The organism is Arcticibacter sp. (genome assembly GCF_053551015.1).
Window position 1 is genome coordinate 43,268 of sequence record NZ_JBMQOB010000011.1, and the last position, 25,991, is coordinate 69,258.

Consider the following 25,991-nt stretch of genomic DNA (forward strand, 5'->3'; position numbering starts at 1 on the left):
TCCTTGTGTTATTATTCTTTTATTTCCATGATCTGAAACTGCTGAATGAGCGGTTCATGTTCGGGACTAAGCGTAAACTTAATTTCGATAGCCGTATTTTCACCGTCCAGAACAAAAGTCCCCCGGAGCCTGTTAGTGGGCTCCACCTTTTTAATCCCCCTGATCTTTCCTGCCTTTTTGAATAAGCGCACAGACTCTTCCCTGAGCACCTCGATATAATTGTCACTGAAAAAGTTTTCAGCAAAAATCCCCGACTGCTCTGCCCGCTTCCAGTCCGGAAGGACTTTTAACAGCTGCTGCAGTCGCGTAGAAAGCACCGCAGATAAGGCCGGTTTCCGGGCCTTCAGTCCCGCCCGCGAGATAATTGCTTCAACCACACGACTGTTCATCGATCCGCAGGGCGCATAGGTCTGATTACTGAAAGAAATCACAGCCAGGCCATACTCAGGCAGAATAGTCCAATTGCTGCCGAAGCCAGGCAAGCCCCCACTGTGACCCACCATCACGCGTGCACTGGTATCTCTCGTCCACCTTAATCCATATCCGTAGGCAGACACTATGCCCGACTGCACATTATTAAAAGCCCAGGGTTGCTGCATCTCCCTCAGGGAACTTCGCTTAATTGGGCCTGCTTCCTGATCATCCGATGAAGGCCAGGCTGATAAGTGGGCAATCACATATTTTGAAAAATCATCAATCGTAGTAATCAGGCCGCCCATTGCTCCATAGGCACCATCATGTAACATGGGTTGTTTAACCCATTTCTCTCCTACCCTTCTGTAACCATAAACGAGATTATCCGGCGGAACCTTATCATACTCCCAATACGAAGCACTCATGTTGAGATGACTGAAAAGCTGCTGACTAATATATTGCTGGTAAGAAACACCCGTCACGCGTTCAATGATATAGCCGAGCATCGCGTAACCCATATTGCTGTATTCAAACGCCACACCCGGAGCATTTGAAAAGCTTACACCCTTTTTAATCATGGCCAGCATCTCAGCATTACTGATAGCGAGCTGCCTGTCTCCCCAGGGATTATCCTCTGGAAATCCTGCCGTATGCGTAAGAAGATGCCTGATGCTGATGAGCGGAGCATCTGAATATGGATACACTTGCCCTTTAAGTTCCGGAATATACATCTCCGCAGCATCGTCGAGGCGCAGCTTTTTTTCATCCCGGAGCTTTAGAATAGCCATGGCAACAATGCTCTTGGTCATCGAAGCGACCCTAAAAGCCGATGCATCATCAACCAAACGCTTCTTCTCCGGATCTGCATAACCAAGATATCCTTTATGTATAAGCTTGCCCCCGTATACAATACCGTAAGCAAGCCCCGGCAAATGATACTGATTCCGATACGCATTAAATAAACTGTCCACCATAGGAAGTGCAACAGCTATATTGCCCGCCTGATCCGTATCGTTAACTAAAATCGGGACTTGTGAGTGGCCTTTCTGTACTGATACAGTAAAAACTAAGCCAACAACAAGTCCATGAAGGCAGCTACTCAGGTTCATCATTTTACTCCCTCCTCAACTTCTTTAAGCTTCCGCGTATAATACCAATAAACAGGAATTCCTGAGAAAATCAGAAATAGGCCGATCCCCGACTGTACCGGCTTCTGCATGATCGTCGCTACAACAAGTGTCAGACAAAATACCCCGAACATAATGGGCAATACCGGATACCCGATCACACGGTAGGGCCTGTGAGCATCAGGCTCTTTCTTCCGGAGTAACAACACGCCGAACGCGCTCGATCCGTAAAAGATGAAAGAAGCAAAGATGAGCAGATCTGTCAGCTGGTCAAAGTTCCCAGACCATAAAAGCACCAGCGCCCAGATGCCTTGCCACATGATCGCCTTCGAAGGAGTCTGAAAAATCGAATGTACCCTTCCTGCGCTCTTCAGGAATAAGCCATCGCGCGCCATCGCATAGAAGATGCGTGCCGACATCAGTATCGTGCTGTTTGTGCAACTGAACGTAGTCAGCAGAATCAGACAGGATAGCACGATCGCACCTATATTTCCGGTAATCACCCGGGCAACTTCCACCGCAGCAATTTTATTCATTCCCTGATTGATTGAAGCAAGCTGATCCACAGGCATCACATACAGATAACAGGCGTTTACCAAGAGGTATAAGATAATTACGATAACCGTTCCAACGGCCAGTGCCAGAGGCAGGTTCTTTTGTGGATTCTTAACCTCTTCCCCAAGATATCCAATGTTATTCCAGCCTTCATATCCCCAAAACGCACTCAGAGACGCAGCAAACAAGGCTGCCATCAATGGCCAGCCTTCCGGCACTTCCCCAACCGTATGGAAGTTCTCTATCCTTCCCTTGTCAGATACAACTGTCAGTACTACAAAATTTAGGATGACGATGATAATGCTGACGATAAAATACCTACTAAGCTTTTCCCCAAAGACGACTCCCCGATGATTAACATAACTTAAGATGATGATCAGCAATGTAGCAATCATCTTGATGCTCACATTATGACCGATAGAACCCGGTGCAGCAAATGAGAGATCCGGTAGCGGCAGCAAAGTGTTGAATGATTCCGCAAAAATATAAGACAGCGCCGCTATCGTTGCCGATTTCATCACCGTCAGGTTACCCCAGCCAAATAAAAAGGAGAAGAAACGCCCATAAATCTTCTTGAAATACACGTATTCACCACCCGAACCAGGCATCATAGCAGCCAGTTCAGCAGTACACAAGGCGCCCATCAAACTCAGTAGCCCCGCCACGATCCAACATGCAAGAATAAGCATAGGCGAGTGCAACGTGTCAGACATCGGTGCAATCTTTTTAAAAACCCCCGAACCAATAATCGAACTCACTACGAGCAAAATTGCCGGCAGCCGGGTAATCGTCCTTTTTAATTCCGACTCTATCATCTACTTAGGAGATCTGTGTTTACTTCGGTTATAATCGTAGATATGCTTCGACACGTTCGAGAGTAGCTGCGAAGCTGCCTTATGATCTTCAATGCCTCGCGATAACAATACCACTACGTAGCGTCTTCCATCAGGTAGAAATACAATTCCTGAATCATGACAAACGGCAGTAATAGAACCACTCTTACTGGCTACTTTTACTTCCGGAGGTAGCTTACCTCCAATAATATTCTTGAAGTGCTGACTCATCAGTATATCAACCATTCCGCCTGATGCCTCGGGACTGACCATTTCATTTCTCGCAATCCTGCCGAATATCAGCATCAGATCATGAGCCGTTGTTGTGTTATTAAGCCCTTTTTGGAACGCTTTACTGTCCTCCACCCCTCTTAATACCCGGATGTCTTTAGCACCTATACTTCGCATCGTCTGGTTGACGTTTTCTGCACCCACCTTGTCAATAATGATGTTCGTAGACAGATTACCGCTTCTGGTAATCATCCTGAACAGGATGTCGCTTACCGGGACCTTCGATCCGATCAAACTATACAGATCCTTCTCGCTGTCATCCGCTGAGTCAACTGCAAATATGCTGCCGTCGACAATGCTCTTAAATGAATTATGAACCAGTAAAGAGTCGTCCAGGGAGAATTTCCCTTCCGCGGCCTGCTTATAGGTTTCAACGAGTACCGGCGTTTTCATCGTGCTTGCCGCATGAAAACTCTCCCGCTCGTTGATCGTAAACTTATCCCCCGTTTCAACGTCCAGGTAAGCGACGGCAAAGGCTGCTTGCGGATATTTGCCAAATTCAGCCTGTATAGTGTTTCTTAGTTGTTTCGATGTAATGGTTTTTCGCTTAAAAACATTCCTGACCAACTCATTAACGTTAACGGTCGACTCTCCGGTGGCCTCCTGACAGAAGCACAGCCTGACAAGAATAAATAAGACAAAGGTAAATGTGGCTCTCTTCATGGTTTAAGTTTTCTGATCAAAAATTCAGTGATCGCCGAATTTACCTTTAATGTATTTGAATATTTCATCCAATGATGAGTTTCATCAGGTATCACCAGCGTTTCCATATCCACTTTCTTATTTTCCAACCTTCTCACCAGATCAATACTCTCCTGAAAATCCACATTGCCATCATCATCGCCATGGATAATCAATACAGGCGAAGTCCAGCTATCTACCCATGCTACAGGTGAGGAATCCCAGAAAACCTTTTGTGCTTCCACAAGATCAGGGGCTTGCTCTCCTCTTTCCACAGGCACTCTCTCCAAATAATTATGAACACCATGTATGTCGACGCCTGCAGCAAATAATTTCGAATCCCTCCCCAGAGCTAATGCAGCAAGGAATCCACCGTATGAGCCCCCATAAATGCCAATCCGTTCAGCATCTACATCAGGGAGTGATGCGAGATACTCCCCCGCAGCTTTTACATCCAGATACTCGGAAGCGCCTGCCCTGCCCGCGCTAGCAGGATTGTAAAAATCATAACCGTATCCTGTTCCCAGGCGGTAATTGACCGTTAGTACAATAAAACCACGGCTCGCCAAATATTGGTTGATAGCATACGTATTCGCATAATAATCACCCTGATTCCAGCCCAGAAGGATCTGCCGCCTAGGACCACCGTGCACAAAAACCACCGCCGGCCTCTTCCCTTTCTTGTTGGAAGGCATAAATAGCTGTCCATGTATATTCAACTGATCTGAAGACTTAAATACGACTTGCTTCGGAACGATAAGTTCCTTACCTGGAAAGTTTCCGGGAAGGAGTTCCGAACCAAGGAGCTTGTAGTTCGTGATTTTATCGGCAAGATGTCTTACTGCTGGCAAAGGCGGACGTGTTACTGTCGATGTGATCATCACAAGAGATCTGCCGTCACCCGTCAGCACCGGAGTTTCTTCTATACCCTCCCCTGTTGTCAACAACTCCATTCTTGCAGCATCCACAGGTACGCGGGCAATATGCCGCCTGTCAATATCTTCTCTTTCTGATCCTGTATTGGAACTAAATACCAGCCAGTTCTTGTCCGGACTTAAGCGCACCTGTTCCACCTCGAAATTGCCGGGTGTAAGCAGAGTCTCCTGGCCACCGGCAGCTGATACCGAATACAGATGATGCCAACCATCGTGTGCAGAAACAAATGCAATCCGATTCCGCTCCCCCCAGTTTAGATAAGTATTCCTCGGTTCAGATCCGCGTAACGATTCCGGAGCTTTCCATACCAGACTCCCCTTCCCATCTGCCACATCTGCTTTCCAGATAGACCATTTACGATGTCGCCTGCTCAACAGGGAGTCTGGCGCGCCTCCGCTCGCCGGAGTACGGATGAAAGCCACGGACTTCCCATCAGGCGACCATCTTGGTGAATAGTCGCTGGCGAAAGCCGGTGCTAACCATTGAATAGCTTGCTCCTTACCTCTGAATATACCTATAAAAGCATGATCTCTTCTGGATACGACAAATGCTAGTTCCTTACCGGAAGGCGACCATTGAAGCGAATGCACTGCTCCCCGGGTATAAAAAAGTTGCTTTGCCGGAGTTTTCCCATCTACTGGTGCCTCCCAAACCTGGGAGTTCCGGATAAAGGCAATACGATCTCCGGCGGGATTCAATTCAGGGAAGTCCCCGTCGGAAATAAGCACAGGTTTTCCTCCCTCAAACGGCACTGACCACACCTGCACAGCCGGGGCAACCGGCAAGGATGAAGGATTTCTAGCCTTCGATTCATCGAATGCCCCATGATCTGCCCCTGTAACGTACACCACCCACTTCCCGTCAGACGACAACCTCACATTGCTGATCTCTATACCTTCGTCACTATCACGGGTGGTGAGCTTTCGTAGTTTGAAGTCAGGCCCCTGACCCACGTAAATATTACGCCTACCCTGCTGATTGATGGAAAGAGCGATGCGACTCCCCTGAGCCGAAGCAGTCAGATCAGAACTAAAAGGATAATTGGTAACGTCACTCAGGTCAAAGGACTGACCTTTAACCTGAGTGATAAAAACAACGCAAAATACTAGTACTTGAATAAAAGGTGCTTTTCTCATATTAAGGCTTATCCCACCAGATCGGCTCATTTAAGTAAGTCGGTAATGAAGCGTTAGGGTTAGCTTTCAAAACCTGAACAAGATTATAGTTAACTTCGTAGCTCGGAATAGCGAACCTGCGAGGCCAGTTGTTAGCGCTTGGATAAGCTTCTACGAACACATGAGAGGGGCGATTGAAGCCTTTGTAAACTCCTGTAGCCTCATTATAATTGCCACTTGCATCTGTGCAATAATCCATCCTTCTCACATCCGAGAACAGCTCCGGAGAATATGACAAAGCGATATACTTCTGTATCATAATATGGCTCAGGGTCAAAGCAGCCGGGTTCTGCACCACAGAAGAACTTGCCAGATAAGCACTGATCTTGTCAGCTGCAACACCCATAATGCTCATATGAGATTGAATCCCTGCCTTATAGGCTGCAAGAGCGACGGCTGGCTGGTTCTGTCTGAATTTAACCTCTGCTTCAATAAACCGCATTTCTGCATTCGTGAGCAATAGACCTTTTGCACCCCGCTGGGTATACCAGGTTCCCGTAGAAACGATCCTGTCCTTAGCAGTAGGCGCATACGGCGCCTTACGTAATTGCACATAGCTCGAATCCTTGGCTAAAGGTCCCGTAGCAGGCAATGGCGACTGCATGTCTACTCCGGCGGAACGGGTCATTATTCCCTTTTGCTGACTGCTTGGAATCAAAAGATCGGTGCGGGGATCTTCCATATTGGTAGCCCCTGTCGGAGCGCCGGTATAGTTATTAGTGATATAATTGAGATACAACTTGGTGATTCGCGCAGTAGTACTCGTATTTGTATATTGTAATGCTTCTTTCGCTGCACTGGGTACATCAGGACCTTCATCAACATATTGCAGAATGGAGCTTTGGGCGTCAGTCTGCGGTCCGTTAGCTAACGCATCAAGTACAGCCTGGGGGTTGTAAGTTGACTTTTTTGTTAGATGGTTCAAATAGCGAGCTTTCAAACCGTAAGCCAAACGGATCCAGCTATCAACGTTTCCTCCGTTAAGAATATCTCCTGCCGAAAGTGCTGGTGCACCAACCTCTTGTGTCTTCTTAAGATCGGCAATCGCTTCATCAAGTAGCGCTAGCACTTTCTCTTGCACATAAGAGCCATCATCAAACTTGGGCGTAATTATGGCAGGATTGTCAAACTCCTCATAAGGGATCATGCCATAAAGGTCAGCAAGTGTTCCAAAGCCCCAGGCCTTCATGATCTTACCCGCACCGATATAATGATAGGCTCCTTGCTTTTCAGCTGCTTCGATCATAGGTTGTATATTAACGGCGGTATTCACATACCAGGCCTGCCATGGCCAACCAGCGTTTGACGCATTAACATTCCATCTAGTCAGATTCCAGTTATTGTTTACCGCGTAGGTTACCGCAAGTTGTTGTGACAAAAATGCAGCTCTGGTTCCGGCGCTTTCGTAACCATCTGCAAATTGTGCAATTATTGGAGCCAAGCGCTGGTCGGCTGTAGGTACAGTTGAATTTGCACTATCCGGATTGTCATTCACATCAAGCCACTTCTTACATGATGTTAACACTACTGACAAGACCAGTATATATATAATCTTTTTCATGGACACAATTTTAAAACTTGAGATTTAAACCTATTCCGAAAGACGCTGTGGCAGGCACACCCGCATAATCAATACCTACAGAACCTGAGCCGATTACACCTGCTCCCGCAGCACTTGTTTCAGGATCCATACCCGAGTAGTTGGTAAACAACAACAGATTGGTGCCGGTCGCAGTGATTGTCGCACCCTTTAAAAACTTCACCCTGTTCAAGGTTTCCGATGGAAGAGAGTAAGCGAGGGATAGAGAGCGCAGTCTTAACCAGTTCACCTTTTCAATGAAAAATGACGCATTGTTCAAATAAATATCCCGGTAGTATTTTTCATCTGCCTTTACTTCCCGGGTAACCGCTTCATAAGCACCGCTTGCGGGATTTAGAGACATACCCGAGAATGAGACCGTATTACCTCTATTTTCTGTGTTTTTGCTAAGACCATAAGCTGTTAACAGATATTCTGTACCATTATAGATATCGCCGCCTCTTCTAAAGTCAAAGAGAAAAGATAGATTCCAGCTCTTATAGCTGAAGTTATTATTTAAACCGCCGATAAAATTTGGCTCACGGTTCCCTACCGGTTTCGTTGCATTGGCATCAGTCAGCGGATAGCCGGTGGCCCAGTTAAGAAGTAAGTTGCCATCTTTATCTTTCTGCCATAGCGTACCACTTAGCCCCATGAAGTTGCCGTCGTCAAAGGAGGCGGCCTTTGCGTTACCAACCTGAACGTCGGTTACATACAAAATGGGTAGTGCGCCTGGAAGTTCTTTCACAACGCCTTTATTGTGTGAAAAGTTCAGCGTGGCATCCCAGCGGAAATCTTTCCTCTTGATCGGACTTCCGGTTAAAGAAAGCTCAAAGCCCTTATTTTCGATCTCCCCGACATTGACATAACTAAGGATATACCCCGTTGCATTACTTACCCGAGGCTGAAGAATCTGATCCTTACTGTTATTGATGTAGTATGTCGCATCAAGCGCTATTCGCCCCTGCAAAAACCGGAGGTCAGTACCAAACTCTTTCGATGTTGTTGTTTCGGGTTTGAGTAGATTATTACCACGAGTCCATGAGTTCCGGAAACCGCCGCCAATGGTTAGCTCAGGTCCGAACAGATAAGTATTAGTCTGATATGCCGGAGCATCTTTTCCCACCTGAGCATAGGAGGCGCGAAGCTTCCCGAAGGATAGAATATCGCTTTTCGGCATGAGCTCAGTGAATACAAAGCTACCGCTGAAGGATGGGTAGAAGAACGACTGATTCTCAGGAGGAAGAGTTGAAGACCAGTCATTACGTCCTGTAACACTAAGGTACAACAAGCTTTTATAAGCCAGGCGAAAATCACCATACACACCTAAGAGTCTCTTCTTATTATTACCCTGTGCAAAATAGCGGTTTTCATTTGCAGCATTGTTAAGACTGATAAAATCTGGAATAACGAAGTTTTCTGCACGTGCTGAATTCGACTTCAGATGGGTATCCTCAGCTGTCGTACCCAACACGAAATTGAGATCCCAATCCTGTTTAAAAGTTTTATGGAAATTCAGCATCAGATTGGAGTTCAAATAATTGTAATCTCTCGTTGTTTCTGATAACATACCCTTTTGCCAGGCTATTTTAACACTGGACCCAGGTGCCGTCAAGCTTCTGAAATCTGTATTGTAACTGTCGATTCCCAGACGATAGTTAACGTCTAACCAATCTGCAACCTTGACATTGGTATATACAGTTCCAATCAGACGGTCTGTCTGATCCTTCTGAGGATTCTTGTTAATCAACCAATAGGGATTGTCGCTGTCCTCATCTAAGGGTAACTCAGGCAACAAACGTCTTTTTGTTCCATCAGCATTCAACCATACTGACATATCATCATTCCTCGGCCAGGCAATAATACTTTCCATATAACCTGACCCCCCTGAACCCCATAATCCACTCCCTGTTAAGGTCTTTTGAGTTTCACTCTTTGAATATGAAGCATTTACACCAAATGTAAAGGCTCCTTTTTTCTGCTCGGCGTTGAAACGTACTGTACTTCTTTTAAAGTCAGTTGTGGGCACAACTCCCGACTGGTCCAGGTTAGACGCTGATAAATAGAAATTCCCAGCTTTAGACCCGCCCGATAAATTGAAGCTGTTATCATACGCATAAGCTGTTTGGAAGAAATCTGTCATATTATCATAGATTCTCTCACCAGGTGCAAAAGCGGGTCCCCATGATCTTGACGTTTGATTCGTGAAAGTACCATTATAGCTCGACCCCTGCTTGAATGTACTCTGTTGCTCCGGCAGTTTATTCACCCAGTTTGTAACAAAACGTGAGGTGAGCGACAAAGAAGTTGTTCCTTCCTGGCCCTTTTTTGTGGTAATAATAATAGCTCCGGCAGCAGCGCGTAAACCATATAGTGCAGCAGCAGCAGGACCTTTTAATACAGACATTGATTCAATATCTTCAGGATTGATATCCATCGCACGATTACTATTGGTCGTGGACATATTAACCGATCCGTCAAATGCACTATTGTCGCCTTGCCCGGTTGAGTTGTCCATAGGCATTCCATCGATAACAAACAAAGGCTGATTATCACGTTCTAAGGACGTTCCGCCGCGGATCACAATAGATGCAGAAGCTCCGGGAGCTCCGCCCGAGTTAGTAATGTTCACACCTGCGATCTTTCCGTTCAGTGAATTGATGATATTGGGATCCTTATTCTTGAGGAGCTCCTCTGAGCCGATTTCCTGGGCCGAAAAGCCCAGGGCTGCCTTGTCCCTCTTGATTCCCATTGCGGTAACAATCACTTCACCAAGAGCTTCAGCACTTTCACTCAGCATAACAGTAAGATTCTGAGAAGGTCCCACCAGGACTTCTTTCTCGTTATAACCAATGTAAACGAAGCGGAGGCGGTCAGTCGGAGCTGCAGAAATGCTGAACTTGCCATCGACGCCTGTTTGTGTGCCTTTGTTGGTACCCTTGATACTGACGGAAACCCCTACCAAAGGTGTGTTGTCCCCGACTTGCCTGACGATTCCAGACACTGTCCTTTCCTGTGCCATAATCTGGGCTGACACCCACATAAAGCACATTAAAAACGAAAGTAATGTTCTCTTCATTTTGATTTTATTTATGATTCAACCATATGCATGCACTCGCCTCACCTAGATCCAATACCTTAACCAAAAATCCTTTAAAAGAGGATCAATTATTCAAATTAATACCTAATCTATTAATAAATCATTCAAAAAATACAGAAAAGCATAAAATTTACTCAAAAAAATGCATAAAAACGCATCCAAATTTCTCTTCCAACGTTTCTAGAGCATATTTGCAGGACTGAAAACAAGAAACAATAACCCGAAATAACAAAAAATGAGATAAATACTAAAGGCCCGCGACTTGACGGTCGACAATACACCTGAGACAATGTTGATAACTGGTTACTACAATGAAGATAAGCTTCGTCAGGCGCAAATGCAAATAAATGCGCACGATTTCTCACAAAACGCAGCATAACGCATATATTTACATAAACCCTTTTACCAAACACAATGACTCCTTCGAAAAGACTTCTCTCACTCGACGCCTTCCGGGGACTAACGGTAGCCGCCATGATCCTCGTCAACAATCCGGGAAGCTGGGCTAGGATCTATCCACCGCTAAAGCACGCGGAATGGCACGGATGCACACCTACTGACCTTGTCTTCCCTTTCTTCCTCTTTATTGTAGGCGTAGCCATCGTTTACGCTTTAGAAACAAAGAAAATCGACATCAGCAACCATAATCAACTCCTCATCAAAGCCGCTAAAAGAGGAGCCATACTCTTCGGTCTCGGCCTGTTTCTCGCCCTCTTTCCCAAATTCAACTTTGAAACGGTCAGAATTATGGGAGTGCTGCAGCGTATAGGCATTGTTTACTTCATTTGCGCAGCCATCTTCATCAAAACTACCCCTAGAACACAGTTTATATGCATGACCGGTATTCTTATCCTGTACTGGATATTGATGACATTAGTACCTGTACCCGGTTTTGGAGCGCCGAACCTCGAAAAAGAAACAAATCTGGCTGCCTGGGTAGACCGGCTGGTCTTAACCGAAAATCATACGTGGAAATCTGCAAAAACCTGGGATCCTGAAGGCGTTCTAAGCACGCTTCCCGCTGTAGCTACCGGCCTTTTCGGTATGCTGATAGGCAGCATACTCAAAGGCAAAGAAAAGCCAGCCGCAGAGAAAACCACCTGGCTCTTCAGCTTCGGTATCATAGCCTGGATATTGGGCATGTTCTGGGGATTATTTTTTCCAATTAACAAATCGTTGTGGACCAGCTCTTACGTGCTCTATTGCGGTGGACTCGCGTCTATGATGCTGGCGCTATTCTATTGGATAATTGATGTACAAGGCCACAACCGCTGGTGCAGGATCTTTGTCGCCTACGGGGTAAATGCCATTACCGTTTTCTTTCTCTCAGCGATCATCTCTAAAGTAATGGGCATGATCAAAGTAAACGCGAACGGCGAAGAGGTAAGCTCCAGAACCTGGCTATACGATACGTTCTTCACCTCATGGCTTCCGTCCGACATAGCCTCACTGGCCTGGGCACTGGCATTCGTACTGTTCTTCCTTCTGCTCCTTTGGCCGATGTATAAGAAGAACCTGATCATTAAGGTTTAACTATTCAACTCCTGCTCCTCCTTCTTTGTGAGGAGCTTTTCTTTTTTCAAATCAATCCTCAGGTACCCATACAAACTCATGTATTGGTTCGCCACCCATACCAAGGCAAAACCTGCGATGATATAGCCTCTCCAGTCATCCACCAGCAGCCTGAAATCAGTCAAAATCAAAAATATTACCGTGATATAATGACTGAAGCAGTACTCGCAGGTGAACAAATAAAAAAACTTTCTTTTGAATAAGGTCTTCCCATACTGACTACAACGTACACAATATTCGCGAGGCTCTCTGAAAACCTCCTCGTGCGTAACAGTCCATGCCACACAGGCGATAGGGATGGCCAGAATAAACAGCCAGGCTATTTGAGTTGAAAGAGACATGTAGTCAATACACAACTCTTTAAGCATTTGTTTTGACTCTAAAACAACAAAGCCGCCCGTGTTGCTACGAGCGGCTTTAAATTTGTAAGAACTGAGTTTAGAAACTATATCTTAGACCCAGCTGCCCCTGCCATCTTGAGGCAAAATCAAGAACATCATATCCATCAGGGTTTGACCTGTTGAATGTAAAGTTAGATGCTGAACTGTTGTACGAAATCAGTGTCAATGACTGGTTAGCTACTGTATATGCGCGACCCCAATCCTTATTGATCAGATTACCCACATTGAACACATCGAAGGTGATCTGAAGAGCATGCTTCTTACCAGCGATGACAGTTCCCAGATCCTGATAAACTCTAAGATCGAACTGATGTTCCCAAGGCATTCTCGCACCATTTCTGGCAGTATACTTCCCTCTATTCTTTCTTAGATAATCGTTATTCGAAATGAATGCATCAAGATTCTCCCACTGCTGAGCCACAGTTAATGGGTTGTTACCTGTGATCGGAGCTAACTTGATTTGATCAATTGAAGCCGGAACAAAAATTAAGTCGTTACCATTTCCTCCATCTCCGTTCAAGTCTCCATTATAAACGATAGAGTATGGAAGTCCTGAGCGACCTGAGTAGAACAAGCTAATACCCGTTGCATACTCATTCTTAGCACCATACTGGAATGCATAAGATAAACTTCCAACTACACGGTGACGAATATCGAATTGCGTATAAGCCAGATCTGGACTGTTAGGATCATTCACAATTTGCATAAACTGCCAGTTTGATTTAGCCGTGCTGCTTGTTCCATCGTTTATACCTTTAGACTTTCCGTTCGTATATGCAACCATCGCGTTCAAACCAAAATTAAAGTTCTTTTGCAATTGTGCAGTAACAGAGTAAGTATATCCACGGCTCGTGTTATCAATCAGGAGCACGTTGGTGAATTTAGGATCAATCTTGCCAGAAGCATTTGCGTTTGTATAAACAGGTCGGTTATCCTGGTTGTTAGAAAGACCTCCGTTTATGGTTCCGACAGATGGCTTCATATTTACATCCCTGTACACAATATTATTGAGGGTTTTCGAAAAGATCCCTTCTAATGTTCCAACCACTCCAAAAGGCAGCTTAAAATCACCAGCAAGGTTGTATCTTAACAACTGCGGCAACTTGAAATCATCGGCAATTAAATTCACCTCAGCAGTTCCTCCTGCGGGACCTAAATTGCGGTAATTGTTTATATCTGTTGAGAATGGAGGAGCAGTGGTTATCGGAGCCCTGGTTGATGTTGCGACGTCTACTGTACCTAACATCACACCATCGTTTCCATATGCATTAGACATCCAAACAAAAGGAGCTCGTCCTGTAAAAACACCTACACCCCCGCGGAGTTGAATAGAACGATCTCCAAGCACATCGTAGTTGAATCCAACCCGCGGTGCCCATAAGAACTGAGCGCCGAGTGCCTTATCTGTTCTATAACCCTGATCTGCGAAAGTTTTTGCAATCTGCGCATTAGCTGCTGGCTTATCGTTCAATACGGGGATATCAAGTCGTACACCTGCTGTTAATCTAAAACCTTCGAAAGCTTCAAATTCGTCTTGTGCGTAAACTGAGTATTGAGCTGCATTGAATTTTGATGCAGGAAATTGCACACCATCAACATTAGAGTATGTTGCCTGTAGACGCTTAGGGGTACCGGCAAGATATGTCGCTAGATTATCGAATTCCCAATAACCGTTGAAATTATTGATATACAAGTTTCTAAACTTGAAGAATTCATTATGTGTACCAAAAGTAAAGGTATGCTTACCTGTATTATACTTGAAGTTGTTTGTTATTTCAAATATATCCTGATCCAACTGGTTTGCATATGAACTTCTCTCTGTTCCTAAGTTAACTCTGTTTGAAGAAACCCCTTCAATATTGTTAATCTGAACGAAAGGAAACAAATCCCCTGGCTCTCTTTTGTCCCGGATTCTGGAATATCCAAGAATCAAGTTGTTCGAGAATTGAGATGAGAAGTTACTTCTTAACTCCGCTACAGTAATATTTTGTTTGTTAGTGAACTGATAGGCCGTATTTCCGAAATTGAAAATAGTTCCGCTTCTACTTAGATTATCATCAAAAGCACTGATGTAGTTATGGCGAAGCATCAACTGGTGCTTATTGTTAATATTCCAGTCGATACGCGCAAAAACCTTGTCGTTATTTCTCTTAAGATCCAAAGCATCGTAAGAACCTACGTCATATCCATATTTCTCCAGTGTAAAATCTCTGATCTGCTTTGCTGTTGCAACAGAGATCGCTGAGCCATTTTCACCGGCATTATTTGCTAAAGGAGCACTTCTTCTGCCAAGCTCGCCATTTACGAAAAAGAACAATTTGTCTTTAATCAGCGGTCCACCCAGACGAAGTCCATATTGATTGTCAGAGAAAGAAGGATACTTCTCATCTGTAAGTACATTCTTTCCTACGAAATCCTGGCTCTTCAAAAAGGTATATGCCGATCCCTGGAATTCGTTTGTACCTGAACGGGTAATTGCGTTGATACCACCTCCAGTAAAGTTACCATAGGTAATGTCATAAGGAGCAAGAACAACCTGCACCTCCTGAATAGCATCCAGTGATATTGGCTGTGTACCTGCACCACTTCCCGGACCGCTACCAGCTGATGAAAGTCCGAAAACGTCGTTGTTCACAGCACCATCAATGGTAATATTGTTGTACTTTCCGCTTGTACCTGAGAATGAATTTGATGAAGTCATCTGAGGAGTCATTCGGGTAAAATCCTGAAGGCTTCTGTTTACAGTTGGTAGTGTTTCAAGTTGCTTCTTGCTGATATTGGTAGCAGCACCTGTTCTTCTGCTATTTAATATCTGATCCTGAGATCCAGTCACTACTACTTCCTGAAGCTCACGTCCAGTTGTACCTAAAATAGAATGAAGTACATAAGGTTCTCCAAGCTTCAGGTACACATTTTGAATCTTCTCAGAATCGAATCCGATGTAAGAAACAGCAATGGTGTAAGGGCCGCCTACACGCATGTTTCCCATATTCACGCGCCCTTCTGTGTTGGTAGATGCACCATACACCGTACCGGTCGGAGTGTGAATCGCTTTAACAGTTGCACCAATAAGAGGCTCTCCCTTTGCATCTCTTACGGTTCCCGTTAAACTACTTGTCGTTACCTGGGCCCTTACCGAGGCGAATCCAAGCAGTGCAACAAGTGTAAAAAGTAAAAACTTCTTCATAAATTTTAATTAATGACTTAATTCTGTGAATTATCGCCGCAAAGATAACTACGATTTTGGGATTTTCAGCGCTTTGTATATGAATTTAATGTTAAGAATGTCATTATTTTAAACGCTTTATTGAGATCTTTTTAGCAAAATCATTTTTTACTACAAAATTTTTCAATACACCTGCCTTTATGACAAAATTTCCCACCATAACGCATTTTCAAAAAAACGACTTTAAAACCTTGTTATAATATGTTTAAAACCGCTTTTTTATTCGTTTCTAAAAACCACATACAATTTGTAGATTTGGCCGTTTACATTTTTTAAAATAGAATTCATGAATTACGACTTGATAGTTATCGGAAGCGGACCCGGCGGTTATGTTGCTGCAATTCGAGCTTCACAACTTGGGCTTAAAACAGCCATTATTGAGCGCGAATCTTTAGGCGGTATATGCCTTAACTGGGGATGTATTCCAACAAAGGCCCTTCTGAAAAGTGCGCAGGTATTCGAATACATTAATCACGCTTCAGATTACGGAATCAAGGTTCAGGGTGGCGAAGCCGATTTCGGTGCTGTAGTTAAACGCAGCAGAGGCGTTGCCGACGGCATGAGCAAAGGCATCCAGTTCCTGATGAAGAAAAACAAGATCGATGTGATCATGGGAACCGCTAAAATCAAAAAAGGCGGCAAAGTGGAAGTTAAAGCTGCTGACGGTTCAGCAAAAGAATATACTGCTAAACACACTATCCTGGCAACGGGAGCTCGTTCACGTGAACTTCCTAACCTGAAACAGGACGGAAAGAAGATCATCGGATATCGCCAGGCTATGAACCTTCCTGAGCAACCGAAAAGCATTATCGTTGTAGGCTCCGGAGCAATCGGTATCGAGTTTGCTTATTTCTACAATGCAATGGGCACCAAAGTGACCGTTGTTGAGTTCATGGACAGAATCGTCCCTGTTGAAGATGAAGAAATATCAAAACAACTGGAGCGCAGCCTGAAAAAAGCAGGTATCAATATCCTGACCAGTGCAAACGTTGAATCGGTTGACACTTCAGGTGCAGGCTGTAAAGCACAGGTTAAAACGGCTAAAGGCACAGAAACCCTCGAAGCTGATATCGTGCTTTCTGCTGTAGGTATCACTCCGAACATCGAAAATATCGGTCTTGAAGAGACTGGGGTAAAAACAGATAAAGGTCGCGTGTTAGTTGACGACTTCTACAAAACGAACGTGGAAGGTGTTTATGCCATCGGCGACATCGTTAAAGGTCAGGCATTGGCTCACGTAGCGTCTGCTGAAGGTATCATCTGCGTAGAAAAGATCGCAGGACACCATCCTGAACCTCTTGATTACAATAACATCCCAGGATGTACATACTGCTCTCCTGAAGTTGCTTCTGTCGGCTATACCGAGAAAGCGGCTAAAGAGGCTGGATACGAAATCAAAGTAGGTAAATTCCCATTCTCTGCTTCCGGCAAAGCAAGCGCTGGTGGAAACAAAGATGGTTTCGTGAAAGTGATCTTCGACGCGAAATACGGAGAATTCCTGGGCGCTCACCTGATCGGTGCCAACGTAACTGAAATGATCGCTGAAGTGGTGGTTGCGCGTAAACTGGAAACCACTGGTATGGACATCGTGAAAACTGTTCACCCTCACCCTACCATGAGTGAGGCAATCATGGAAGCGGCTGCCGATGCTTACGGCGAAGTGATCCACTTGTAATCATTCGTTCCATTGACATATTGAAGACCTGCTGAATAGCAGGTCTTTTTTTTTATCTTTATTTTCTGAAAACCATGACTAAACTGTATTCAATAGCAAACGGATATTTCAAGCTCGACGGAGGTGCCATGTTTGGTGTTGTTCCCAAAACACTTTGGAGCAAAACTACTGCTGCCGACGATAATAACCTCGTCCGCTTAGCCATGCGGTCGCTTCTTATAGAGAGCAATGAGCGGCTGATCCTGGTAGATACCGGTATTGGGAACAAGCAGGATGACAAATTTCTGGCGCACTATTATCTTCATGGTGACGATTCAACAGATAAATCGCTGGCTGCTCATGGCTTCTCCCGCGCCGACGTGACCGATGTATACCTCACCCATCTCCATCTTGACCATGCAGGTGGTGCTGTAAGCCGGGTCAACGGTGCGCTGGTCCCAGCCTTCCCGAACGCGCGGTACTGGACGCATCGGGATCATTGGGAATGGGCACTAGATCCAAATCCCCGTGAAAAATCATCTTTCCTCAAAGAAAACCTACTCCCTTTGATGGAACAGAATGTCCTCCATTTCCTCGATCCTGATGATCGCAGCCAATTTCCTCAAGAATTGAGCACCCGCTTAAGCTCCGGCCACACCGAATCCATGATGATGCCCTTTGTCAGGTACAAAAACCGGACAATAGCATTCGTTGCAGATCTTTTTCCTACAACTGCTCACATTCCTGTAGCATACGTCCCTTCATACGACGTCAGCCCACTGAAGACGATGCAGGAAAAAGCAGCCTTTCTTATTGAAGCTCTTGAAAATGAATACATTCTCTTTTTCGGGCACGATCCCGATATAGAGTGCTGTACATTGAGAATGACAGACAAAGGCATACGGGTGGACAGAACCTTCCCACTCACCGAAATTCCCGGGTGATTATCGTGTCTTAATATGTTGTTATTTGATTTTGAAATAATAATTTAATTAAGAATCTTTAACAACTTTTTTATACTTAATGTTGTTATTGCACTAATTGGAATTAACGATCAGAAAGGGGTAGCGTACTATAAATGAGGCAACTTAAAATTTCTCAGTCCATAACCAACAGGGAGTCACAGTCACTCGACAAATACCTCCACGAGATTGGCAAAGTAGATCTTATTACTGCAGAGGAGGAAGTTATTCTTGCTCAAAAAATCCGCGAAGGTGACAGAGCCGCTCTCGAACGGCTGACCAAAACTAATTTACGCTTCGTGGTATCTGTAGCCAAGCAATATCAGAACCAGGGATTAACTCTGGGAGACCTGATTAATGAGGGCAATCTCGGTCTTATCAAGGCAGCAAAACGATTTGACGAAACCAAGGGCTTTAAATTTATTTCCTATGCCGTATGGTGGATCCGTCAGTCCATATTGCAAGCCATTGCTGAACAATCTCGCATTGTCAGACTTCCGCTTAATCAGGTTGGCTCTTTAAGCAAGATCAGCAAGGCCTTTTCCAAACTTGAGCAGGAGTACGAAAGAGAACCGTCTCCCGAAGAACTGGCAGATACGCTTGAAACAACCGTTGACAAGATATCCGACACCCTGAGTAATTCAGGGCGCCACGTTTCCATGGATGCTCCTTTTGTTCAGGGGGAAGAAAACACCCTGCTTGACGTACTCGAGAATTCAGATCCAAATACCGACAGCATCCTGATCAATGAATCGCTTGCCGAAGAGATTAAAAGATCGCTCCTGACACTCACAGACAGGGAAAGAGAGATCGTTTCATTATTCTTCGGAATTACCAACAATCAGCCATTGTCGCTAGAGGAAATCGGAGAGCAATTCAACCTGACACGTGAACGCGTACGTCAGATTAAAGACAAAGCATTACAGCGATTAAGACATACTTCCAGAAGCAAAATTCTTAAATCATACCTCGGTTAATTTCCGGGATATTTACTAATTTAAACCTGTGGAGATTTACTTTCAATTCTACAGGTTATACTTGGCCTGGTTCCTTATGGGCTGGATAGCAGGAGTATATGGATACCTGTATACCAGGTCTCTTCCTGCTGCACTCATCGTAAAAGTACTATTGTATATCATACTTTATTTCGCCAGTATCTCCCGCGCAAAGAGATACTGGTGTTATTTTCAAAACTGCGGCCACAGCATCACCAAACTCTACACACGCTCCTGTCTTGCTGACCTGCTCGTTTTCACATTCATTGCCAGCATATTAAATTTCTTTTTCCATGCTTGAACTGGATAGCCTAACCCTAGCTTTTGGTAAAAAGAACATCTTGTCAGGCTGCTACATGTCCTGCAAGCGGGGCGAAGTGCTGGGATTGCTCGGCAGAAACGGGAGCGGCAAAACAAGCCTGATGAAAGTCATCTTCGGATCACTGAAGCCGCAGTTCATGCGTATCACTATCGACGGAAAAGCAGTATCCAAGTGCTTTCAGGAAGGAAAGGTTGCCTATCTCCCCCAAAGCAACTTCATGCCGCCTTTTCTACGTGTCAAAGATGTGATCGCCGCTTGTTCTCCAGCCTTCATCTCACCTGGAATCAGAGACAGGTATAGAGTTTTATCAGATATTCCCCTTGTGGATGTTTCGGGTGGAGAACGTAGGTTTCTCGAATGCCTCTGGATCTTGTCGCGACCTGCAGACTGCTACCTGCTCGATGAGCCCTTCTCTGAAATAGCTCCTTATCAGGTCGAAAATTTACAGGATATAATCCGTGAATTGGGCAAGACGAAAGGGATCATTCTTACAGATCACATGTACCACTCGCTTATGGAAGTGAGCGGGCGCATTGTCCTCATGCATAACAATGCTGTCTACAACATCCGCGATGAGTCTGATCTGGTATTATACCAGTATATTTCTCAGTATTGAGGGCGGTCTAGTATCGCCTTCTTGACCACGGCGTCCCTGATGTCAAATGCATAAGCAGGCTCTTCATCATGATGATTGATCCGGTCTGAAATACTGACGCTCGTCGGGATAGCACTCTTCTTTTTGGGAGCAGTCTTTAGCTTCACATATTCGGCATACGCCGGCTGCTGATAAACGGATTCATACTTAGGTTCAGGGTAGGCAGGGTCATAAACTTCCTTGACCAGAATGGGCTCCGCAGCTGTATAGGTGGGCTTTACAGGCTTTGTCTCCACGGGTTTGCCCGGTGAAGGTGCTGAACGCTGGGGCTTTTGCTTACCGCGATCCTGCTCCCCCTCCCAGGGCTGAGACGGATTCCTCTTCTTTGCTTCCTCCTGCGCCTTCTTGAGGTTGTTATAAAAGCCGTAAACGACGTATGCAATGGCAAACAAAAACGGTAAGTACTCTCCCATTCTTTAAAGTTAAGGCTTAAATACGGATTCTCATAATTCGTAGTAATTTCATTACTTTGCTGCTCGAAAATTCGCTCCAGAGAACGATAAGAGGGAAAAACACAAGGGACAATGCAACTAACACGGCTGGAAGTCAAAGGCTTCAAGAGTTTTGGAGATAAGATAACTATAAATTTCAACGAAGGAATTACAGCAATAGCCGGACCTAACGGCTGCGGAAAATCCAACGTCGTCGACGCCATCCGCTGGGTATTGGGTGAGCAAAGCACGAAGATGCTTCGCTCTGAGAAGATGGAAAACATCATCTTCAACGGCACAAAGAACCGCAAGCCTTCACAGCTTGCTGAGGTATCGCTGACGTTCGACAATACCAGGAACATCCTACCTACGGAGTTTGCTCACGTCACCATCACCAGGAAACTATATAGGAATGGCGATAGCGAATACCGTCTGAACGACGTACAATGCCGACTGAAAGACATCAACGACCTCTTTCTTGATACAGGTATTGGCTCTGACTCCTACTCGATCATTGAACTTCGGATGATCGATGAGATCATCGCGAATAAAGAGGGTTCCAGGCGGGGCCTCTTTGAAGAAGCTTCCGGCATTTCCAAGTACAAGCTGCGCAAAAAACAGACCTTTAACAAACTTCGTGATACAGAGGCCGACCTCAGCCGCGTAAACGATCTGCTCTTCGAAATTGAGAAGAACATGAAGACGCTGGAAAACCAGGCGAAAAAAGCGGACCGCTATTACAAGCTAAAGGATCAGTACAAGAACCTGAGTGTATCTCTTGCTTCTTTCCACATCACGGGATTCCGCGATTCATTGAGCCGGATCGCCTCTCAGGAAGAACAGCAGCTTGGTGAAAAAACAAGCATCTCAACAAAGCTGGACACCCTGGAAACCTCCCTTCACGAGTTGAAGACCGAAAATCTAACCCGTGAGAAAAACCTTTCTGCGCAGCAGAAGGCAAGCAATGAGTTCGTCTCCAGAATCCGGACGTTTGAAAATGAAAAGAAAATAAAAAATGAACAGCTGCGTCATCTCCGCGATAAGGAGCAGCGTCTCAGCGATGAGATTCTGAAAGACAAAAACCAGCTGGATAGTGTTAGCTATCAACTGAAGCGCCTGGCCGAAGAACATCTCCTCGAACAGGAGAATCTTAGCTCCATTGAATCCGGACTTTCTAACAGAAAGCTGGAACTGGATGAGCTTCGCCTGCAGCAGCAAACGTCCAAGCAGAAGCTTGATCAGTTTGCCAAGCAGAACAATGAGGTCCAGAACCAGGTTCACACCACCGAAAAGGACCTGACGATCCTGAAAATCCAACGCGATGCCCTCTATGAAGAAAGCAGGCGCCATCTGGAGGATACACAGTCCAAGGAGGCGGAGCTGAACCAGTTCAATATCGCGATTGAAGCACTCGATCAGCAATTGAATAGCCGCACCAACGAATTCGCCGAGCTCGAAGAGTTCGAAAAGAACCTGGCCGATCAGATCAGATTCTCTGAAGACATCATCCACCAGAGCCGTGAACAGCAGGCATCTGAAAGCCGCAAGCTCGATGCTCTTCGTAACGAATACAACCTCACCAAATCACTGGTAGACAACCTTGAAGGCTTTCCGGAGTCGATCCGCTTCCTGAAAAAGAACACGACTTGGGCAAAAAAGGCCCCGCTCCTCTCTGATGTTCTCTTTTGTAAGGAAGAATACCGCGTAGCAATCGAAAATTACCTTGAAACGGTCATGAACCACTACGTGGTCGAGTCGCAGACGGAGGCCGTACACGCCATACAGCTCCTGAGCAGCGCCTCCCGGGGAAGGGCTAACTTCTTCATTCTGGAAGCTCTGGAAACGCTTCCTGAACCTGGAAAAGTGGCCATGGTACCAGATAATGTCATCCCGGCTCTCAGCATCATCGAGACCGATCCGAAATATTACAGGCTCTGCCACCAGCTGCTGCGCAATGTATACCTGGTCACCTCCATGGATGAGGCCGAAATGGCCGAAGCCCTGCCCGACCAGAACGTCGTGTACCTGAGCAGCTCAGGAAAATACAGCAAAAGCCGCCTGACCATGTCAGGAGGTTCCGTTGGCCTGTTCGACGGTAAACGTATTGGTCGCGCGCGTAACCTCGATAAGCTCAGCAAAGACATACAGGAGCTCGATGCTCAAATCCAGACACTGAAAGATACCTTGCTGAAGGAAACTCAGCGCCTGGAAACTCTCCGCGGCTCTTCGAAACGAAATGAGGTCAGGATCCTGGAACAAGATATTAACCGGCTGAACAACGAGCGGATTACTCTGCACACACGCAGGGACCAATACCTGAGCTTCATTGAGAACAGCCAGAATCGCAAGCAGGATATCGAGCTGAAGATGCAGTCTATCAATGATGAGCTGTCGATCGCCGAACCTGCACTCGCGAAACTCAAGGAAACCCGTCATGAAATGGGCATGGAGCTCATGGAAAAGCAACAGGACTATCAGGAGCTTACCGAGCTGGTGAATGAAAAGGCGAATGACTTCAATCAGGACAATATCCGCTTCCATCAGCAGCAGAATAAGGTATCCGGCCTGCAAAAGGATCTCGAGCACCGTGAAAACCAGCAGGAGTCCCTTGAAAATAATATGGCCGCCAACGGTCAGGAGCTAAGCAAGTGCAAGGCTGCCATGGACGAGGTGCTCCAGCACGTCGATCTGTCGGATGAAGATCTTGCCAAAATGTACGCTCAAAAAGAGGAATTCGAGAAGGGCGTGAGCGAATCGGAAAAGCTCTACTTTACTTCAAGATCGCTCATCACCGAAACAGAAAACAGCATCGCTACGCTTCGTAAAAACAAGGAGCATGCTGAACTCATGGCCTCAGAGCTCTCCGCAAAGAAAAACGATCTTCGCATGGGCCTGACTTCCCTCAAAGAGCGGCTGGCTGTTGAGTTCTCTATAGATATTGAAGATCTGCTCGACGCAGAAGTCCCACAAGGCGAATCCGAAGACAGCCTGAGAGAGAAAACGCTGAAGATCAAAAAGCAGCTGGACGACTTCGGAGCCATCAATTCCATGGCGATGGAAGCCTTCCGTGAAATGACCGAACGCTACACTTTCATACAAAAAGAAAAACAGGATCTTGCAGAAGCGAAGGCCTCCCTGATGGCCACTATCAAGGAAATCGACGATACTGCCCGCAACAAGTTCATGGATGCTTTCACCCAGGTAAGAGAAAACTTCGTGCGCGTCTTCCGCTCTCTTTTCAATGAGGAAGACAGCTGCGATCTCATTTTATCAAACCCGCAATCACCACTCGATTCCGACATTGATATCGTTGCCCGTCCCAAAGGAAAGCGCCCGCTGTCGATCAACCAGCTCTCCGGCGGTGAAAAGACTCTTACAGCCACTGCGCTGCTCTTCTCCCTTTACCTACTGAAACCTGCTCCATTCTGTATTTTCGATGAGGTGGATGCTCCGCTGGATGATACCAATATCGACAAGTTCAACAAGATCATCCGCAAGTTTTCCGCAGAGTCGCAGTTCATCGTGGTATCTCACAACAAGAGAACCATTGCCAGCACCGATGTGGTGTATGGCGTAACGATGGTCGAACAGGGTGTATCGAAAGTGGTTGCTGTAGATCTCAGGGAAGTCGCTTAATCGGCACCCGGAATTTAAACATATCCTTATTGCCCCTCATATCAAGAGCCGTGTTCAGCAGAACGCTGGCTCTTGCAGAAGTCGCGCTGCCTGCAGATGATACCGTTGCAGCTGGCTGCGTAAGGAATCTACCCGTCTCTGCATGATACAGGGCCTGGGCAAGGCAGTCCTCCCCGGCAGACCCAAATGACTCCAGCAGATCATCGCGTTGTGTCCGGTCCGCTTCTATCCCCGCATAATAGCGTCCTTCGCCCCTGCTGTTCAGGGTCTCGAATGATACAGCATACAATTCAGTATCAAAGATCGGAATACCGAAAAACCCAACCGGCTTGCCGTACGTCCGCGCCTCGCCGATCAGCTGCACAGGCACATAGGGCCTGAGATTGTTGATCAGCAGTTCACTTGCAGAGGCCGTGCCCCGGGTGGTAATAAAATAAATATTGTTCGGGTTCAATGAACCCTTTTTGTTGATGTAAACAGGTGCAAACCCTTTCTGAAAGTCTTTGTCAGCAGCCAGGTTCTTATTCATGTTGTATGAATACATCAGTTTACCATTGGCAGATGCCGGCGCGAGTAAATCAGTCAGGTATTCGGCAGTGCCAACAGAGCCGCCTCCATTATACCGGAGGTCTACAATGACGTCGCTTACTCCTGCGGTCTGAAAGCTGTTCACCACTTCATCTATCCTGGCCTTTGCCTGGGTCGGCGTCCGGCTGCCCGTGGTAATAGCAATAAAACTGTTGAACACGAAATAACCCACTTTCTTCCCATTGCTAAGGGGGTACACCTTCGAAAAAAGAACCGGATTAATCGTGTATTGCTTACGCTGAAGGGTCACCGTAGTGGTTGAATTATCCGGCTTTTGCAAACCCAGCGTGATGGAACTTCCTGCCAGCGCATCAAACAGCACTTTGAAATTCGCTTTCTCAAGAGCAGTCTGGCTGATGTTCGAGTTCCCGTTGATGCTCAGGATCCGCCAGCTTCTTGCAATGCCTGCTTCCCCTGCGGGCGATCCCGGCTGCACGAGCTTAATCCGCAGATCGTCACCTGCATAATAGCGCACGTCAAAACCGAAGTCGTCCGCCAGTCCTTCCTGAATCTCCTCCGATACGGAACCCGTACGATCCAGAAAGCTGTAACGGTCTATAGGCTGGCCGCTCGCATCTTTTTTATATAGCATCAGCGCATCCAGAACATCCTCTGCCTTGCTATAGCTCCTCGTATCGAACGTATTGGGCAAGGCATCCTCCCACAGATACACGAACTTGGTATATAAGTAAACGGAATCTTTCAGGAGCCTCTCCTTTTTCTCTGCACTGGTCCCCGGACCATCATTCTTGTCTTTCTTGCATGCGGCAAAAGAAAGTACGGCGACGCCCAGCGCCAGAACAGCACGCAGCAAATAAGGATGAACGGTTCGTATCATGGTTAAAGGTTTGTGCTTAG

The 25,991-nt window shown here is 45.9% G+C and carries 16 protein-coding genes; 6 read left to right on the plus strand and 10 right to left on the minus strand.

All coding sequences use genetic code 11. The annotated features are described in order from the left end of the window. Positions 1-11: 11 nt before the first annotated feature. From ACO1NU_RS07310 to ACO1NU_RS07335, 6 genes are read right to left on the minus strand one after another with little or no spacing between them, the layout of a single operon-like run. On the minus strand, positions 12-1,526 hold the full coding sequence (locus ACO1NU_RS07310; RefSeq protein WP_448817820.1) for a serine hydrolase domain-containing protein: 1,515 nt from the start codon (positions 1,524-1,526) through the stop codon (positions 12-14). Next, positions 1,523-2,911, minus strand: a complete 1,389-nt coding sequence (locus ACO1NU_RS07315; RefSeq protein ID WP_448817821.1) for an APC family permease — start codon at positions 2,909-2,911, stop codon at positions 1,523-1,525. The genes ACO1NU_RS07310 and ACO1NU_RS07315 overlap by 4 nt, the downstream gene beginning before the upstream one ends. Further along, the gene (locus ACO1NU_RS07320; protein ID WP_448817822.1) at positions 2,912-3,883 is read right to left on the minus strand and encodes a serine hydrolase; all 972 of its coding nucleotides are present in this window, start codon (positions 3,881-3,883) and stop codon (positions 2,912-2,914) included. It lies immediately after the preceding gene. Next, positions 3,880-5,973 (minus strand): prolyl oligopeptidase family serine peptidase, encoded by a 2,094-nt coding sequence (locus ACO1NU_RS07325; protein ID WP_448817823.1) that lies wholly within the window; start codon positions 5,971-5,973, stop codon positions 3,880-3,882. Before ACO1NU_RS07325 ends, ACO1NU_RS07320 begins: the two co-directional genes overlap by 4 nt. Before the next feature lies 1 nt (position 5,974). Further along, positions 5,975-7,573 carry a SusD/RagB family nutrient-binding outer membrane lipoprotein gene (locus tag ACO1NU_RS07330; RefSeq protein WP_448817824.1) on the minus strand — a complete coding sequence of 533 codons (1,599 nt, stop codon included), beginning with the start codon at positions 7,571-7,573 and terminating at the stop codon, positions 5,975-5,977. A 10-nt stretch (positions 7,574-7,583) separates the two neighbouring features. Next, positions 7,584-10,670 (minus strand): SusC/RagA family TonB-linked outer membrane protein, encoded by a 3,087-nt coding sequence (locus tag ACO1NU_RS07335; protein ID WP_448817825.1) that lies wholly within the window; start codon positions 10,668-10,670, stop codon positions 7,584-7,586. A 435-nt stretch (positions 10,671-11,105) separates the two neighbouring features. On the opposite strand from ACO1NU_RS07335, the gene ACO1NU_RS07340 reads away from it, so the two are divergent. Continuing rightward, a complete protein-coding gene (locus tag ACO1NU_RS07340; protein WP_448817826.1) occupies positions 11,106-12,224 on the plus strand; it encodes an acyltransferase family protein in 1,119 nt (372 codons plus the stop codon). Here the strand turns inward: ACO1NU_RS07340 and ACO1NU_RS07345 are convergent. Together ACO1NU_RS07345 and ACO1NU_RS07350 are read right to left on the minus strand one after the other, a co-directional pair. Next, positions 12,221-12,631 (minus strand): hypothetical protein, encoded by a 411-nt coding sequence (locus ACO1NU_RS07345; RefSeq protein WP_448817827.1) that lies wholly within the window; start codon positions 12,629-12,631, stop codon positions 12,221-12,223. The two genes, ACO1NU_RS07340 and ACO1NU_RS07345, sit on opposite strands and share 4 nt — an antisense overlap. Positions 12,632-12,701: 70 nt before the next feature. Further along, positions 12,702-15,851, minus strand: coding sequence for a TonB-dependent receptor (locus ACO1NU_RS07350; RefSeq protein WP_448817828.1), 3,150 nt, complete (start codon positions 15,849-15,851; stop codon positions 12,702-12,704). A gap of 325 nt (positions 15,852-16,176) precedes the next feature. Between ACO1NU_RS07350 and lpdA the strand changes: the two genes are divergently transcribed. From lpdA to ACO1NU_RS07370, 4 genes are all read left to right on the plus strand, one after another. Further along, the gene (lpdA, locus tag ACO1NU_RS07355; RefSeq protein ID WP_448817829.1) at positions 16,177-17,565 is read left to right on the plus strand and encodes a dihydrolipoyl dehydrogenase; all 1,389 of its coding nucleotides are present in this window, start codon (positions 16,177-16,179) and stop codon (positions 17,563-17,565) included. A 74-nt stretch (positions 17,566-17,639) separates the two neighbouring features. Beyond that, positions 17,640-18,488, plus strand: a complete 849-nt coding sequence (locus ACO1NU_RS07360; protein WP_448817830.1) for an MBL fold metallo-hydrolase — start codon at positions 17,640-17,642, stop codon at positions 18,486-18,488. Positions 18,489-18,622: 134 nt separating this feature from the next. Then, entirely contained in the window at positions 18,623-19,483 is an 861-nt protein-coding gene (locus ACO1NU_RS07365; protein ID WP_448817831.1) for a sigma-70 family RNA polymerase sigma factor, read from the plus strand. Between the two features lie 311 nt (positions 19,484-19,794). After that, entirely contained in the window at positions 19,795-20,439 is a 645-nt protein-coding gene (locus tag ACO1NU_RS07370; RefSeq protein WP_448817832.1) for an ATP-binding cassette domain-containing protein, read from the plus strand. On the opposite strand, the gene ACO1NU_RS07375 is transcribed toward ACO1NU_RS07370, so the two are convergent. Further along, entirely contained in the window at positions 20,430-20,891 is a 462-nt protein-coding gene (locus ACO1NU_RS07375) for a hypothetical protein (RefSeq protein WP_448817833.1), read from the minus strand. The genes ACO1NU_RS07370 and ACO1NU_RS07375 overlap by 10 nt on opposite strands. A 111-nt stretch (positions 20,892-21,002) precedes the next feature. Between ACO1NU_RS07375 and smc the strand changes: the two genes are divergently transcribed. After that, entirely contained in the window at positions 21,003-24,545 is a 3,543-nt protein-coding gene (gene smc, locus ACO1NU_RS07380) for a chromosome segregation protein SMC (RefSeq protein ID WP_448817834.1), read from the plus strand. On the opposite strand, the gene ACO1NU_RS07385 is transcribed toward smc, so the two are convergent. After that, positions 24,529-25,971, minus strand: a complete 1,443-nt coding sequence (locus ACO1NU_RS07385) for a S41 family peptidase (RefSeq protein WP_448817835.1) — start codon at positions 25,969-25,971, stop codon at positions 24,529-24,531. The genes smc and ACO1NU_RS07385 overlap by 17 nt on opposite strands. Positions 25,972-25,991 lie beyond the last annotated feature (20 nt).